Raw genomic sequence first — 16,171 nt, forward strand, 5'->3', positions numbered from 1 at the left:
CCTTTCTTTTTAGGTAAAGGCTAACAAACCAAAGTAGAGAAATACACCTAATATCGGCACAAAAAGTAATAGACCATAGAGAGATGATTTATTCAGGCTCGTTGGTATTGAAAAGAAGACAATTAAGCCAATCACAAAGTTAACAAGCGGAATAAAGAATAAAATTAGCCACCAACCGGGTTTACCCGCAGCACGTACCATAACCCAAATTTGAGCGATGGGAACCCATGATAGCCAACTATTAGGAATATCCAGCTTGTCGGCTATTTTCATCAAGCAGAAACTGGTGAAAACATAGGCAAGAAGACCAAATGTCCCTGCAAAAAGTATGATTTGATTAAGCTGGGCTTTTTGCTCTTCGGTTAGCGAATCAAGATTAACAGTAGTTGAATCAGAACTTTGAGCGATAAGTTGATCGCCATTTTGAACAGAAGCTACAGCGATCGCACTAGATGTGGAGTTGTTAGATAGCGAACTCGCCGCAGGGGTAGGAGCAGCTATGAGATGCTGTAAACTCACAACCGCAAATAAAGTAATCAAAAATAGAGCAACTCTACGCCAAGTTACACTCAGATACTGCAAAGGTAAATATTTCAACAAATTCACTGATGACACTCCTAAGACATTTTCAAGATAGGGCGCGATGCTTTTAGCAATATCGTAAGCCTATAGGAATGTCGAGCTAGTTAATCTTGGAACTTTAAATTTCTTAATTCTTAAACCAATAATTAAGCAATTTGTACCAAGGGACAAGCAGAATTACATAAAATGAATTAATGTTTTATGTAAGCTTGATTTAACGTAAATCTCATTGTAATTTACCAATATAATCACGAATAACGGGTGTAAAAATCTTGACTACCTGTTGATAAACTTCTCTTTTAAACCTGACAATCGAGTCAAGAGTTTGCTCGATCGCCATAAACTGCACTACCCGAAACTCGCGATCGTGGATATCTAGCTTGCAATCAGAGGCAGGATGATCCCAATAAAAAGCATACCAACGCTGTCTTTGTCCGCAATAATTTGCCCATTTGCCTGTCAACTTTAGCGAAGGTGGAAAGTCATAGTACAGCCATTCAGGATGGACATATGCAAGCTCAGCATTATCAATGCCAACTTCTTCATAAAGCTCCCGTAGAGCTGCTACCTGTGGATCTTCTCCCTCATCAATGCCGCCTTGTGGGAATTGCCATGAATCAGGTACGCCCAGACGCTCACCAACTAGCACTTCTCCCTTGCGATTAAAAACGATCAGCCCGACATTTGGGCGGTAAGATTTTTCAGGTTTCATACTTTTTAATTTAACAAATCCAAAGCATAGCACCGTCGCTAATTATCATCAAAAAAGAATGCTGCACGCATAACGTACAGCATTCTTTAATATCTTGTTAAGAGCATTTTAAAACAACACCCTCAATTGAGCTAAAAACTGTGGCGCACGCTGCGCGTGCGCCACAGTTTTTGTTTTTTTAAACAAGTTGAGCGGTACGTTCTAATTCAGAGGCAATGTCTTGGGCTTCTTTGCTTAACTGCGATCGCTGAGGTGTTTGCAAACCGACCATCTGATCATTACTTGCCCCAGGAGGAACCATCGGATAACAGTTTTCATCACGCTTAACGCGGAAGTCTGCAAAAACGGGACCATCATAAGCCAGAATTTCGGCAACTGCGGATTGCAAGTCACTGGGATCAATTACCTTGACACCTTTAATACCAAAGGCTTCAGCAAGTTTGACGAAATCAGGCATCCCTACTTCCATATTGGAAGAAGAGTAGCGCTCATTGTAGAAGCTCTCTTGCCACTGACGCACCATGCCTTGCCAGCCATTGTTAACAACAATCACCTTGATGTTGATGCCATACTGCGCCAATGTGCCAAGCTCCTGAATATTCATCTGAATACTGGCATCACCACTAATACAAATGACGGGATCATTTGGTAGAGCAACTTTTGCGCCCATTGCCGCAGGCATTCCATAGCCCATCGTGCCAAGCCCTGCACTAGAAATCCATTTACGGGGACCAGTCTTGATTAACTGTGCTGCCCACATTTGGTGTTGTCCCACATCAGTTGCAAAATAAGCGTCAGGAGCCTGTTTGCCAAACTCGTGAATTACCTGCTGCGGTGAGAGCACACCCTCATAAGCAGGTACTTCAAGGGGATAATCTGCTTTCCACTCATCAAGCTGTTTCAACCAATCCTTAGTTTGAATGGTTTCCTCATAGCTGGTAGCTTCGAGGATCGCTTGTAATACTTCCTTAACATCCCCAACTATGGGAACATCAGGCTTGCGATTTTTGCCAACTTCCGCAGGATCGATATCAATGTGAATGACTTTCGCATCGGGAGCAAATTTGTCCAAACGACCTGTAACGCGATCGTCAAATCTTGCCCCAACCGCAATCAACAAATCACAACCCTGTACCGCAAAGTTTGCATAGGCAGTACCATGCATTCCCAACATACCAAGGGAAAGATCGTTATTTTCATTGTAAGCACCTTTACCCATGAGGGTTGTGGTCACAGGCAATTGGAATCTCTTCGCCAGTTCTGCAATTTCGGTATGGGCATCGGAAATTACAGCTCCACCACCTGCGTAGAGTAATGGGCGTTTAGATTGACGAATTAAAGCGATCGCAGCGGCAATTTGATGTAGATAGCCCTTAACTCTAGCTTGGTATCCGGGGAGATCAATTTTGACTTCTTCAGGATTGTAGTCAAACTCTTGCTGACCAATGTCCTTAGGAATATCCACCAATACAGGACCGGGGCGACCAGTACCTGCAATATGAAAAGCTTCAGCAACGATGCGAGCAATATCTTCAGGTCGGCGAATCACGTAGGAATGCTTAACGATTGGCAAAGTAATGCCCCAAATATCAGTCTCTTGGAAAGCATCTGTACCGATCGCATAGGAAGGGACTTGCCCCGTAATTACTACCATGGGGATGGAGTCCATTTGCGCGGTGGCGATACCTGTTACGAGGTTGGTTGCTCCAGGTCCTGAAGTTGCCACACATACTCCCACCTGTCCAGTTGCGCGGGCATATCCATCGGCAGCATGGACGGCTCCCTGCTCATGACGCACAAGATAATGTTTAATTTCACCTCTTGCCTCTGCCTTATAAATTTCGTCATACACTGGCAGAATTGCTCCACCGGGGTAGCCGAAAATATGTTTTACACCCTGTCTTCTCACACTGTCGATGAGAGCAAATGCACCCGTTGTTCGCAAAGTAGCCTCCTCTAGACTCTTATACTTAAAATTGTTCGCGATCCAATCAACCTACTGCTGAAGCCTCGGCAGATACCCTTGGCGCTCCATACTACGAACAAGTAGTTTGTAGCAAGTACCTTAAGTTTATAATTTGTAGCAATTGTATCGATAATAACATAGACAAGCTGACACAAAGCTGCTAGGTAACAAGCTAAAAAGGCAATTTTAATCCAATAATTCAAATAATAATTAGTAAATAGCTAGAAAACCTGTGGCGCACGCTACGCGTGCGCCACAGGTTTTTGGGGTTTATATTTAATTGCACCCAGCTACTTAAATAGTTATTCTTGGGATTGCGTGACTATTTGCTAGTTTTACGTACAAGTCGCCAAATTTTGTTTCCAAATACACAAGTTGCTAACATTGCGATCGCTATATCAGGTTTAAACTCAAAGGGAATTGAGGTCAAACTATCGGGTACTTCCCAGCCAACATCTTTAAAACCCGCATAATCCAGCTTAGTTAATAGCTTTCTTGTACCTTGAGTAAGAGTGGGATCCATTGCGGCTTCTTGGGCTGTATTAGTCACTGGTAAAGTACTCATCGTTCCGTCAGCCCAGTGTGAATTACCACTTGATAGAGGAATATTGCTGCCATATAACGCAACCGAGTTTGAACCTGTAAATGATCCACTAGAAATTTTATTATCCCAAGATGGGTTTCCTGAGATAATCCCCATAATGTGACCAAGTTCATGGATAGCAACTGAGAGAAAGTCACTTTGACCAGTTAATGGGGGTGAAGATACATCACCAAAATTCCAAACAACAGATGAATTAGTCGTAAAAGAGATCGAGCCACCCCAAGGAGAATAGTCTGTTGGAGTAGTAGCAATCGCACCATCTTGCCCTCGGGATTGTAAATTATTGACAAACGACTGTGTTCCGCTACCAGAGGAAATAGCGCCAAAGCCACCCACTCCGAGAGTTCCTGAGCCTATATCTCTTGCACCAACATAAATTAATAGAGTATTTGCACTAATGGCTAGATTCGTTGTGCCATCAATTGCTAGTCCTGTTGCAGGATTTAAAAAATTAGGAGTCCAAGTATTTGTACCTCCACAATCAGGAACACATATAGCAGCTAAGTTATCTGTGAAACTGTTGTAGTAGGAAGCAGCCTCAGCAAGGCGATCTTTTCTTGTTTGATTGGAGAAAAAGCTATTGGTGTCGTAGGTGTAGTCAAACTGGAATGTAAAGGCATAGCTCGCAGCAGGTACTACTAGACTGAGTCCCAAACCGAGAGTGCCATTAGCGATCGCTTTCCGTAACGTGATGCCCATTTGCATGATTCAAGACCCCTCTAAGACCTAACGTTCAGTTATTGCTGTATATAGCTTTCAGTGGATTACGGTTTTATTGCCCCGCCGAAGGCGGGTAAACAAAACTCTGTAACTTGGTGCTATATATCGAGGCTAAAATATAATTTTAAAATAAGATATGTGATTGCATTTTTAATTTATGTGACGTTTCCATGGTATTTCATGCAAACATCGAGCGCATTACAGAGTTAAACTCAAGCTAAAGTGTAAAAACTGCTATTTATCTTTAGAAATAACGTTTTTAAGGGGTGTCATAAACTCAATACAAATAGCGTCAAAATATTAATAAACATGTAATCTTTGCCCCATCAAAGAGATCTTTCTGCTACAGAATACCGACAAGTCGCATTTGAAAATATAATAACTGCGTGTTCTTCTGTCATATATCGTCCACATAACGTCTCATGAGTGCAAATTCAGACAAAGATATTCCCGTTAATATCTACCGCCCCGCTAATCCATTTACGGCAAAATGTATCTCCAATGAAGTACTGGTTAGACCCGGTGCTGCTGGTGATACCCGCCATGTCAAATTTGATATTTCGGGAGGCGATCTTCGCTACTTAGAAGGTCAAAGTATTGGTGTTGTCCCTCCTGGAGAAGACAAAAACGGCAAACCCCATAAACTTCGCCTTTATTCGATCGCTTCTACCCGCCTTGGTGATGACCTTGATGGCAAAACTCTATCCTTGAGTGTCAAACGCCTTGAGTACAAAAACGAAGCAGGCGAAACTGTTAAAGGTGTATGCTCTAACTTCTTGACCGACCTCAAACCCGGTGATGATGTCAAGCTAACAGGTCCTGTCGGTAAAGAAATGCTCTTGCCTGACGATCCTAATGCCACGATTATTATGATTGCGACAGGTACTGGTATTGCACCTTTCCGTGCGTTCTTGTGGCGGATGTTCAAAGAAAAGCACCCCGATTATAAATTCAATGGCTTAGCTTGGCTCTTCTTTGGTGTCCCTACTGACAGTGCAGTTTTGTACAAGCCTGATCTGGAATGGCTTGCCTATAGAAACAAGCGTAACTTCCGTTACGATGTTGCCATTAGCCGTGAGCAGAAAAACGACAAAGGCGAAAAGATGTATATCCAAAACCGCATGGCTGAATATGCCGATGAGTTCTGGGAACTACTCCAAAAGCCTAGCACCCATACTTATATGTGTGGTTTGCGTGGTATGGAAGATGGTATCGCCGAATTCATGACTGCAACCGCAGAAAAGAGTGGTGTGGTTTGGAAAGATTTCGAGAAGCAACTGAAGAAAGACGGTCGCTGGCACGTTGAGACTTACTAAGTTCTCATAAAAAGAGAGGGGTGCTTTGCACCCCTCTCTTTTTATGTTTAGACAAATTGATTTGTATATAATTTAGGTAACTATACCTGTTGCGGCATGAAACTGGAATTACTCTGGCTGCTTGTAGGAATTGTAATTGGAGCGATCGCTACTAGTTCTTGCTGGCTGAGTTGGCACTATGCCAAGAAAAAATGGAATCGCAAATTGCGGAAGCGATCGCAACATGTGTTTAAAGTTAGGTCAATCCATAGCCTGAAGTCTTGGGCAAAAAATATTCAACAAAACCTACAACAAGATCTGCAACCCAAGTATCGCGATCAAAATGGTAATGGTTTCATTGAGCATGACTCTGAGCGACTATTGTGGGAAAACATCATTGAATCTGCTCCCATTGGTTACATTCAAGTCGATCAAGATAACCACTTAAATATCTTTAATCAAAGAGCCGCAACGATGCTGGGGATTATGAATCCTCAGCAGGGACTACTTCGCAAACCCTTTTTGTTGCAAGTAATCCGCTCCTATGAGTTGGATCATTTAATCGAGCAAACCCGATCGCAAAGTATGGGATTTCAAGTTGATTGGGTATTTCATCCTGCTATTCCCGATCCTGTTGATCCTGTACCGCAGCAAGGTAGGCCAATTCGGGCTTACAGCATTTATTTAGAGCATGGTCAGGTAGGCATTTTTTTGGAAGATCGCCAAGAAGCGATCGCCATTGCCCAGCAGCGCGATCGCTGGACATCCGATGTCGCCCATGAGCTAAAAACCCCCTTAACTTCAATTCGACTAGTCGCCGAAACCCTTGAGCCTCGTGTCGAGCCATCCGCCAGAATTTGGGTAGAGCGACTGCTCAGTGAAATTGAGCGCCTCACTAATCTCGTCAAGGATCTGCTCGATTTAGGGCAGATGGATGTGGGGATTGAACCGCATTTGCAAATTAGTGAAGTAAATTTAGCAGACCTCGTGCGATCGGTATGGACGACCCTAGAGCCATTAGCCAACCGCAAAAAAGTTAGCCTGCAATATATTGGTGACGAAACAATTACTTTACGAATTGATGAATCTCGTATTTATCGACTGTTGCTAAATTTATTGGACAATAGCATCAAGCATAGCCCCGCACTTCAGTGCATTACGATCAAGGCGAGCATTGTGGATAGCAAAGTCCATATTGAAACCATTGATGCTGGTGATGGATTTCCTGAAGATGCCCTATCACATATTTTTGAGCGATTTTATCGGGTTGAGTCGTCACGCACTAGATCGGGGCTAGATCATGGCGGTAGTGGTCTCGGATTAGCGATCGCCTATCAAATCGTCCTATTGCATAAAGGTACAATTACAGCCAGAAATCATCCTGAGACAGGGGGAGCATGGATTACAATCGCGCTACCATATCAGAACCCTACGACATCAGAAAACTTGCAAACCTCTCAGCCGCTTCGTAAATAAAGCTTTGTAAATAAACAGGTATCATGAGTGCAGAAAAACTTCTGAAAGAATATGCTGCTGGTCGGCGTGACTTTGCCAGTATCAATCTAGCTAATGCCAATCTCTTTAACAGTGATTTGATCGGCGCAAACTTAACCAAAGCCGATCTTCGACGGACTAATTTAGTCTTTGCTTATCTGAATAAAGTTACTTTTAACCATGCCAACTTAACTGGAGCAAGATTAGGTGGGGCTACCCTGAACCAAGCAATCATGATGAGCGCTAATCTTGCTGAGGCAGACCTGCATGGAGCAATGTTGCAACGGGTCAACCTCTTTGGGGCTAATTTATCGCTCGCCAACTTGATGGATGCAAATCTAGGGGAAGCGGACTTACGCAGTGCAAATTTGCGGGGGGCAAATTTACGTTGTGCGATCTTAAGTGCAACGCTGATGCGAGAGGAGCGCGGCTATCCACCAACTACCATGAATGGGGCAAATTTACGCAAGGCTGATTTACGCGGGGCAAATCTGAGCGGAGCTGATCTGACTAGTGTCGATTTATCCGAAGCAAACCTGAGTGAAGCTACCCTTGCGAGGGTTAACTTACATGGTGCAAATCTGAGTGGTGTAATTGCTAATGGTACTAATTTTGCCGAAGCCAATCTCAGTAATGCCAATTTGACTGAAGCTAATCTCAAAAATGCTAACTTTATCAAGACAGATCTCAAAAATGCCAATCTCCGTCTGGCAAATTTATTTGGTGCGAATTTGAGCAAGGCTAATGTCAGTATGGCGACCCTTAGCAGTGCCTCATTAATTCAGGCAATTCTCACAGGAACCGATTTTTCGCGATCGCTACTGGACAAAGCCAACCTTAGCCAAGCGAGTCTCGTAGATGCTTATTTAGTAAGAGCAAATCTTGATGGTGCGGATCTGACCAGTGCTGTCCTCACGAGAGCAGAGCTAAGTGGCGCAAGTACTGTCGGTACAATTTTCCATGACGCAACTATGCCCGATGGTAAAATCCATTCCTAAAATTTATGCCTTCTCTCCTTGACGCAGATAGCCTTCATCAACCAAGATGACAACTGAACATCGCGTAACTCATACTATCTCTAGCCATATCACCTAAAAATCTATGGAAGATTTCAATCTTCTAGAGGAAGTTATAGATAGCTTGGAGCAAGACAGCAATGTACTTCGCATCAAACGACTTATCCTCTTTACTTGTAATGACACTTGGTCAAATGATGTCAACGAAGTCAAAGCGTTGCAGATGTACCAGCTTGTGCGGGGCTTGATGCTCAGGTTTCCTGATATCAATGTGCTCAAGCAAAAGTTAAATAGTCACGTCAAGCAACTTAGCAAACAGTCAGACTATCTCCTTGCAGCCGATAATATTATCGATGCGATCGGGTTTCTCTATACTTTGCGCGATGAAGGGAAACTGCCCCATAAATTTTTAAATGCGGAAGAAGTTGCTGAAAATACTTCTGAGCCTGTAAATGACAATAGTGGATTTGATAGCCAGTCAACTATTCCCCATCGGCATAATCTTAAATACTTAACTAACTTATTTGATCTACGGGCTGATATTTCACGCAATATTAGTCCCCTCCACGCCAAGATCCTGCTATTTTCTAGTCTGCATTATCGATTTAGTCCACAGGAACGGGATTGGTCTGCACTCTATACCTATGACCTCGATGATTTGATGCAGCTTGTCTTTCAAACCTATGAGACTTTTGATGCTTTAGAACAACAACTTACTCAAGTCAGTCAAACCCTTGATCAGCCAGAGGATGCGAAACGCGCCTCGGCAGTGATCTTACAAGCACTAAGACCTTTCTATTAAAAGAGAGAGGCACTTCACTTCGTGTCTCTCTCTTTTATTTCAATCTAGTAAAGAGGGTTGTGTCCCCGCCGAAGGCGGGGACACAACCCTCTTTACTTCGCTTACTTGAAAAGCGCTATATTGCGATCACATTGAGATTTTCCATAATTTCGCGGAAGCTGTCTAAGCCTGCTTCGATATTTTCGATGATTTCATTAGCCAGAATGTCGGGATCGGGGAGATTATCGAGATCGGCGAGGCTTTTGTCCTTGAGCCAGAAAATATCGAGGTTGGTTTTGTCTCGCGCCATGATTTCGTCATAGCTAAATTTGCGCCAGCGTCCTTCAGGTGTTGCTTCTGACCATGTTTCTGTGTGGTGGTAGCGATCGCCTGATTTGTAACAATCGATAAAAGGCTGGAGATCTTCAAGTTTGAGGGGATTTTTCTTGAGGGTATGTTGGACATTGGTACGGTAGTCATAAATCCAGACTTCCTTTGTCCAAGGTTCTTTGGCGGCGGGTTTTGTATCCGCTTCACCACGAGCGACTGAGCCAAAAACTCGTACATTAAACGCTCCATGTTTGGCAGCGATCGCTAAGATATTTTCTCTGCTTGCTTGGAGTTGCTGTAGTTGCATATTTAAGTTTACTGGTTCAAAAAATGGATTATGGCGATCGCTACGTTTTATTTCTTCGAGTTCAATAGGATTTGATTGCTGAATAATAGCTAGTTGATCGAGTAATTCTCTGAATAGTAGGGATTTTTTAGCCATTTTTATCTGTTTAATATACTGATAATCAGGTGTTGGCAAAGCACTAGCATAAAAATCATCACGCCATTTGAGGATTGCAAGATCAGGCTGAGGCTCTGAATGATTTCTAAGAATAATGGGATTTTGTACCCAGACAAATACCTGATCTCCTAATTTGATTTGCAACAATCTTGCTGTTTTCGCCACACAAAGCGTGTGCTTAATGCCGATTGGGGACATTTCTCTGATTTCTCCATTAATTAACTCATAGCGATCGCCTTCCGCAAACACCCCCGCCTCGTGCATGAGATGGTATTGCTGCACCGTAAACCTATGAATATTGCTCGTAAAACTGGTTGTAACTAGTTGGATCGTATTTCACCTCAATTCAGGTAGGTTAGAGCTTTCATGCTAAATGTTTAGTATTATTAAGATTCAAGACTAGCGATCCAAAAGATCGCTTGCTTTCTTATTCGCATATTGATTGATAAGTAATGGACACTAGATATAATCCCCAGCAGATCGAACCCAAGTGGCAACAAGTTTGGGCAGAGAAACAACTTGACAAAGTAAGCAACGATGCAATTAGTGCAGACAACAAGAAATTTTACGCACTGTCAATGTTTCCCTATCCATCGGGAGATCTGCATATGGGGCATGTCCGTAACTACACAATCACTGATGTAATTGCACGATACAAAAGAATGCAGGGTTATCAAGTGTTGCACCCGATGGGCTGGGATGCCTTTGGATTGCCTGCGGAGAATGCGGCGATCGATCGCAATACTCACCCCGCCAAATGGACTTACGCCAATATCGACAATATGCGATTGCAGCTTCAGCAAGTGGGCTTGTCCTACGACTGGGATCGCGAGTTAGCAACCTGTTCGCCTGACTATTACAAATGGACGCAATGGATCTTTTTGCAATTTTTGGAAGCAGGTTTGGCTTACCAAAAGGAAGCCAAGGTTAACTGGGATCCGATTGACCAAACCGTAATTGCCAATGAACAGGTGGATAGTGAAGGGAGATCTTGGCGATCAGGGGCATTGGTGGAAAAGCGCAAATTGCGTCAATGGTTCTTGAAAATCACTGATTATGCCGAGCAGCTTTTGCAAGATTTGGATAAGCTCAACGACTGGCCCTCTAGCGTCAAGATCATGCAAGCCAACTGGATTGGCAAGTCCACAGGCGCAGAGCTAAGTTTCCCAATTGTTGGCAGTGACGAAAAAATCACAGTTTTCACCACCCGTCCTGATACCGTTTACGGTGTGAGCTATGTCGTGCTTGCCCCTGAGCATCCTCTAGTCGAGACTTTGACTACTGCTGCTCAAAAAGAAGCTGTCTGCAAATTCATCGAAGAAGTCAAAAATCTTAGCGAAATTGATCGCACTTCTGACGATCGCCCCAAACGTGGAGTAGCGATCGGCACAAGTGTGGTTAATCCCTTCACAGGGAAAGAAGTTCCCATTTGGATTGCCGATTATGTTCTCTTTGAATATGGAACAGGCGCAGTCATGGGCGTTCCTGCCCACGATGTCCGCGATTTCGCCTTTGCGAAGCAGTATAATCTTCCCATTCAGACGGTAATTAATACCTCTAATGCAACTGATGAAGCACTGAAAGCTGCTTATACCGAAGCAGGGATTATGGTCAATTCGGGCGAGTTTGACGGATTGGATTCCGTAACTGCGAAAACTAAGATTGTTGAACTTGCAGAGAAGAACCAATGGGGAACAGCCAAAACCACCTATCGCTTGCGTGATTGGTTGATTTCTCGCCAAAGATATTGGGGCTGTCCGATTCCCGTAATTCATTGTCCAAGTTGTGGCATCGTTCCCGTTCCCCATGCAGATTTGCCCGTAATTTTGCCTGAAGATGTGGAACTTACAGGACGCGGCGCATCGCCTCTCGCCCAAAAAGATTCTTGGATCAATGTTCCCTGTCCTAAATGTGGTACAGCAGCCAAGCGCGAAACAGACACGATGGACACCTTTATTGATTCTTCTTGGTATTTCCTCCGTTTCAGTGATGCGCGGAATGATCAGGAAATTTGCGATCGCACTGCGGTAAATAATTGGCTACCCGTCGATCAATATGTGGGCGGTGTCGAACATGCGATTTTGCACTTACTCTATTCCCGCTTTGTGACTAAGGTTTTGCGCGATCGCGGCTTACTCAATTTTGATGAACCCTTTACGAGATTGCTCACTCAGGGCATGGTACAGGGCTTGACCTACATGAACCCCAACAAAGGTGGAAAGGACAAATGGGTTCCTTCGGCTTTAGTCGATCCCAAAGATCCTAAAGATCCGAAAACTGGTGAACCGTTGCAAGCGCTCTTTGCCACGATGTCTAAATCTAAGGGTAATGGGGTATCGCCTGTAGATGCGATCGCTAAATATGGAGCTGATACTTTGCGGATGTTCACGCTCTTCAAAGCTCCTCCTGAAAAAGATTTGGAATGGGAAGATGCCGATGTCGAAGGTCAGCAACGCTTCTTAAATCGTGTGTGGCGTTTGGTAATACAATCAATTTTGTGGCAAGCAATCCGAAATGTTGACTATGAAAACAGGATTTTAGAACCATGGTGTGAAATCAATAATGACAAATGGCTTGCTGACCAATCTAATACTGGTCAATTTAAGGGCGCTGCAACAAATCTTCTTAGAAAAGATGTAACAATTGACAGTGTAAGTTTTGATCTCTTAGAAAATTGGTGTTCACAAATTATAGAGAAAGAACGCAAAATTAGAGATGAATACTTTAGACTGACTGGAGATTCATTAGAACAACACTTAGAAGAACGCAATTCTCAACAACTGAGACTATGCTTTTTACTCTTTTTACCATTAGTAACACAAGAGGAGTGGCAAGGTTTTAAGGCACAAGATGAAAGTCGTTTTAATAATATTCTTCAAGGCAGAAAATTGGATGTTCGGTTTGTTTTGAAAGAAGAGAGAACAATTGTAGCTTCACAGCATTTCAATGAAACCACTGAATCTTTTGATAAAGCAGAGAGAGAATTGCGTCGACCAATTCATACTGCAATTAAAGATATAACGGAAGATATGGAATGCGGTTATCTGCTAAACACAGCTATCTCTGAGATGATGAAGTTGAGTAATGCAATATCTGGCAGCTTGTCAATTAAAATTTCTAATACTTACAGTGACGGTATTAATACATTACTTAATTTGCTTGCTCCCTTTACGCCCCACCTTGCTGAGGAACTTTGGTCATTGATTGGGCATACTGACTCAATCCATTTACAGCCTTGGCTCACCCATGATCCTGATGCACTTACCGTTGATGAGATTACGCTCGTCATTCAAATCAATGGTAAAGTGCGCGGCAGTCTCCAAGTGCCATCTAGCGCCAGCAATGATAAGCAAGCATTGGAAGAATATGCTCGCAGTTCAAGTGCTGCCCAGAAGTATCTCGAAGGTAAGGAGATTAAGAAGGTGATTGCAGTTCCCAGCAAGTTGGTGAATTTTGTAGTTGTGTAGCGCTTCAATTACTAGTATTAGTATCTTGCTTAAACTCATAAATTAGAAATGGTAGTAATTTCCTTCTCTAATTTATGGGTTTAAATTTTAGAAGCCACTAAATGTAACTTTTTAAAAAATATGTAATCGCAAAGCAAAAAGGCTGAAATTTACCGTCGCGATCGCGTTTCCCAAAACTTTTAACAAAAAAGTCTATTTCCTCATGACTAAACCCATCTTCAAACAGACTAATCACTGTGCCATTTATGTCCATCCCATACAAATTAATAGGGTTGCTGACACAAAGCATCTGCAACCCTATTAATCAAAAGTTGTTTTTCACAGAGTCGTACCTTTGTTCTTTCTAATTGGGAGATAGAACTTGATATTAATGGAGTGAATTAATTGCCTCATTTAGAGTTTGACTAGGACGCATCGCTTGACTAGCCTTATCAGGATTAGCGAAATAATACCCGCCAATATCGACAGATTGACCTTGGACAGCACTCAATTCTTGAATAATTTGGCTTTCCTTATTCGCCAAGATCTGCGCCAACTCAGCAAATTTTGACTTCAGTTCCAAATTCAGATTCTGTTCTGCTAGAGCCTGTGCCCAGTAAAGCGCGATATAGAAATGACTACCACGATTATCAATCCCACCAATCTTGCGAGAGGGAGATTTGTCGTTATTGAGATAGAGACTGTTCGCTTGATCGAGAGCCTTTGCCAAAATCATCGCGTTCTCGTTATTAGTTTTGCGTCCGAGGTCTTCGAGCGTAACCGCGATCGCTAAAAATTCTCCGAGGGAATCCCAACGCAAATGCCCCTCTTCGAGAAACTGCTGAACGTGCTTAGGAGCAGAACCACCTGCACCCGTTTCAAATAGTCCACCACCTGCCAGCAATGGCACAATCGAGAGCATTTTGGCACTAGTACCAAGTTCAAGGATGGGGAATAGATCCGTGAGATAGTCCCGCAAAACGTTACCCGTTACAGAAATCACATTTTTACCCACTTTAATCTGTTCGCAGGTAAATTTCATCGCCGCCACAGGTGACATGATCTGAATATCTAGCCCCGTAGTGTCATGGTCTTGCAAATAGGTCTTGACCTTCGTAATCAAATTCGCATCATGGGCGCGATGCTCATCTAGCCAAAAGATAGTAGGATTTCCTGTTGCTCTCGCCCGATTGACGGCAAGCTTGACCCAATCTTGGATGGGTAAATCCTTAGTTTGACACATCCGCCAGATGTCCCCCTTAGCAACAGAATGCTCAATTAGAACTGTCCCCGTTTCATCACTGACGCGCACAATTCCATCCGCAGGAATCTCAAAGGTTTTATCATGGGAGCCGTATTCCTCCGCCTTCTGTGCCATCAAGCCCACATTGGCAACATTCCCCATTGTGGTGACATCAAAGGCTCCGTTTTCCTGACAGAATTCAATACAGGCTTGATAAATGGTGGCATAACAGCGATCGGGAATCATCGCTTTAGTGTCGTAAGCCTTGCCATCCGCGCCCCACATCTTGCCAGAGGTGCGGATGGTCGCCGCCATTGATGCGTCTATAATCACATCGCTAGGAACATGCAGATTAGTAATTCCCTTATCGGAATTAACCATCGCTAGACGTGGTTGCTTCTCGTAAACCGCTTGCAAATCTGCGGCGATCGCTTCCGCTTCTTTTTGTTCATCAGGTAAAGATTGAATCTTCGCGTAAACATCCCCCAATCCATTATTCGGATTGATACCCAATTGCTTGAAGGTGTCAGCATACTTCTCAAATACATCTTGATAATAGACCGTCACAGCATGACCAAAAAGAATCGGATCAGAGATCTTCATCATTGTCGCCTTGACATGGAGAGACAGCAAAATATCTTCTGCCTTCGCCTTCGCAATTTCCTGAGCATAAAACTCCCGCAAAGCCTTGACACTCATCACCGAAGCATCAATTACTTCGCCTTCTAATACAGAGGTTTTCTCCTTGAGAACTTGAGTGGAACCATCGGCTGTGATTAATTCAATCTTAACTACGCCTGCCTTGGGAATTACCACCGATTTCTCGCTACCGTAGAAATCCCCCTCAGTCATATGCGCCACATGGGATTTAGAATCCTTTGACCATGCGCCAACGGAGTGAGGATGCTTTTGAGCAAATTCTTTAACCGCTAAAGCCACACGGCGATCGCTATTGCCTTCACGCAACACAGGATTAACTGCACTGCCCAGCACCTTAGAATATTTTGCCTTAATCACCTTCTCTTCTTCAGTTTGCGGATCAGCAGGATAGTTGGGGATGTTGTAACCCTTGGCTTGTAACTCAGCGATCGCTGCCGTTAACTGTGGCAGAGAGGCGCTAATATTCGGGAGCTTGATGATATAGGCTTCAGGAGTTTGCGCCAATGCGCCCAGTTCCGTAAGGTCATCGGGTTGACGCTGCGATTCGGTTAAGTATTCAGGGAAATTCGCAATAATCCGCCCAGCCAGAGAAATATCTTTGAGTTCAACCTCGATGTCAGCAGCTTTTGTAAAAGCTTGGACTATGGGTAGTAGGGAGTATGTGGCTAGGGCTGGAGCTTCATCGGTAAAGGTATAGGTGATTTTTGAGGTTTGATTGCTCATAGCGATTGGGCGGATTTCTTGCGGATCAATATATAGCTTAGATGATACATGGGTTAGTTAAACTGATTCGTATCGGTTTTATCCAGAAATTTAGCGAGTATATTAAGTTGTATAATTGTCAATATTTCTATCTGCG

10 protein-coding genes and 2 pseudogenes are annotated in these 16,171 nt (G+C 43.4%); 5 read left to right on the forward strand and 7 right to left on the reverse strand.

From position 1 onward, the window contains the following. Nucleotides 1-9: 9 nt before the first annotated feature. The 4 genes from HC246_RS16470 to HC246_RS16485 all read right to left on the reverse strand — a co-directional run bounded on the left by HC246_RS16470 (nucleotide 10) and on the right by HC246_RS16485 (nucleotide 4,569). The gene (locus HC246_RS16470; protein WP_169364330.1) at nucleotides 10-606 is read right to left on the reverse strand and encodes a DUF5684 domain-containing protein; all 597 of its coding nucleotides are present in this window, start codon (nucleotides 604-606) and stop codon (nucleotides 10-12) included. Nucleotides 607-808: 202 nt separating this feature from the next. Continuing rightward, nucleotides 809-1,294, reverse strand: coding sequence for an RNA pyrophosphohydrolase (locus HC246_RS16475; RefSeq protein ID WP_169364331.1), 486 nt, complete (start codon nucleotides 1,292-1,294; stop codon nucleotides 809-811). A 178-nt stretch (nucleotides 1,295-1,472) separates the two neighbouring features. Next, nucleotides 1,473-3,239: a biosynthetic-type acetolactate synthase large subunit gene (gene ilvB / locus HC246_RS16480; protein ID WP_211167728.1), complete on the reverse strand. Its 1,767-nt coding sequence runs from the start codon at nucleotides 3,237-3,239 to the stop codon at nucleotides 1,473-1,475. Nucleotides 3,240-3,582: 343 nt separating this feature from the next. Beyond that, nucleotides 3,583-4,569 carry a hypothetical protein gene (locus HC246_RS16485; RefSeq protein ID WP_169364332.1) on the reverse strand — a complete coding sequence of 329 codons (987 nt, stop codon included), beginning with the start codon at nucleotides 4,567-4,569 and terminating at the stop codon, nucleotides 3,583-3,585. A 437-nt stretch (nucleotides 4,570-5,006) separates the two neighbouring features. On the opposite strand from HC246_RS16485, the gene HC246_RS16490 reads away from it, so the two are divergent. The 4 genes from HC246_RS16490 to HC246_RS16505 all read left to right on the forward strand — a co-directional run bounded on the left by HC246_RS16490 (nucleotide 5,007) and on the right by HC246_RS16505 (nucleotide 9,191). Continuing rightward, nucleotides 5,007-5,900 carry an FAD-binding oxidoreductase gene (locus HC246_RS16490; RefSeq protein WP_169364333.1) on the forward strand — a complete coding sequence of 298 codons (894 nt, stop codon included), beginning with the start codon at nucleotides 5,007-5,009 and terminating at the stop codon, nucleotides 5,898-5,900. A 96-nt stretch (nucleotides 5,901-5,996) separates the two neighbouring features. Further along, the gene (locus tag HC246_RS16495) at nucleotides 5,997-7,355 is read left to right on the forward strand and encodes a sensor histidine kinase (RefSeq protein WP_169364334.1); all 1,359 of its coding nucleotides are present in this window, start codon (nucleotides 5,997-5,999) and stop codon (nucleotides 7,353-7,355) included. A gap of 23 nt (nucleotides 7,356-7,378) precedes the next feature. After that, nucleotides 7,379-8,371 carry a pentapeptide repeat-containing protein gene (locus HC246_RS16500; RefSeq protein ID WP_169364335.1) on the forward strand — a complete coding sequence of 331 codons (993 nt, stop codon included), beginning with the start codon at nucleotides 7,379-7,381 and terminating at the stop codon, nucleotides 8,369-8,371. Between the two features lie 103 nt (nucleotides 8,372-8,474). Beyond that, nucleotides 8,475-9,191: a hypothetical protein gene (locus HC246_RS16505; RefSeq protein ID WP_169364336.1), complete on the forward strand. Its 717-nt coding sequence runs from the start codon at nucleotides 8,475-8,477 to the stop codon at nucleotides 9,189-9,191. Nucleotides 9,192-9,306: 115 nt separating this feature from the next. On the opposite strand, the pseudogene HC246_RS26960 reads toward HC246_RS16505, so the two are convergent. Beyond that, nucleotides 9,307-9,699: pseudogene (locus HC246_RS26960) on the reverse strand (SAM-dependent DNA methyltransferase); the annotation flags it as partial. 309 nt (nucleotides 9,700-10,008) lie between these two features. Then, nucleotides 10,009-10,245, reverse strand: a pseudogene (locus tag HC246_RS26965) (Uma2 family endonuclease); the annotation flags it as partial. A gap of 170 nt (nucleotides 10,246-10,415) precedes the next feature. Between HC246_RS26965 and leuS the strand changes: the two are divergent. Further along, entirely contained in the window at nucleotides 10,416-13,430 is a 3,015-nt protein-coding gene (leuS, locus tag HC246_RS16520; RefSeq protein ID WP_225902969.1) for a leucine--tRNA ligase, read from the forward strand. Nucleotides 13,431-13,797: 367 nt separating this feature from the next. Here leuS and HC246_RS16530 read toward each other — a convergent pair whose 3' ends face one another. Then, nucleotides 13,798-16,035: an NADP-dependent isocitrate dehydrogenase gene (locus tag HC246_RS16530; RefSeq protein WP_169364337.1), complete on the reverse strand. Its 2,238-nt coding sequence runs from the start codon at nucleotides 16,033-16,035 to the stop codon at nucleotides 13,798-13,800. Nucleotides 16,036-16,171 lie beyond the last annotated feature (136 nt).

This window comes from Pseudanabaena yagii GIHE-NHR1, from assembly GCF_012863495.1.
Taxonomy (GTDB): Bacteria; Cyanobacteriota; Cyanobacteriia; order Pseudanabaenales; family Pseudanabaenaceae; genus Pseudanabaena; species Pseudanabaena yagii.

Coding starts and splice junctions, on each gene's coding strand:
- HC246_RS16530 (WP_169364337.1), bottom strand. CDS start 16,035: ATGAGCAATCAAACCTCAAAAATCACCTATACCTTTACCGATGAAGCT.
- HC246_RS16500 (WP_169364335.1), top strand. CDS start 7,379: ATGAGTGCAGAAAAACTTCTGAAAGAATATGCTGCTGGTCGGCGTGAC.
- HC246_RS16505 (WP_169364336.1), top strand. CDS start 8,475: ATGGAAGATTTCAATCTTCTAGAGGAAGTTATAGATAGCTTGGAGCAA.
- HC246_RS16475 (WP_169364331.1), bottom strand. CDS start 1,294: ATGAAACCTGAAAAATCTTACCGCCCAAATGTCGGGCTGATCGTTTTT.
- leuS (WP_225902969.1), top strand. CDS start 10,416: ATGGACACTAGATATAATCCCCAGCAGATCGAACCCAAGTGGCAACAA.
- HC246_RS16490 (WP_169364333.1), top strand. CDS start 5,007: ATGAGTGCAAATTCAGACAAAGATATTCCCGTTAATATCTACCGCCCC.
- HC246_RS16495 (WP_169364334.1), top strand. CDS start 5,997: ATGAAACTGGAATTACTCTGGCTGCTTGTAGGAATTGTAATTGGAGCG.
- HC246_RS16485 (WP_169364332.1), bottom strand. CDS start 4,569: ATGCAAATGGGCATCACGTTACGGAAAGCGATCGCTAATGGCACTCTC.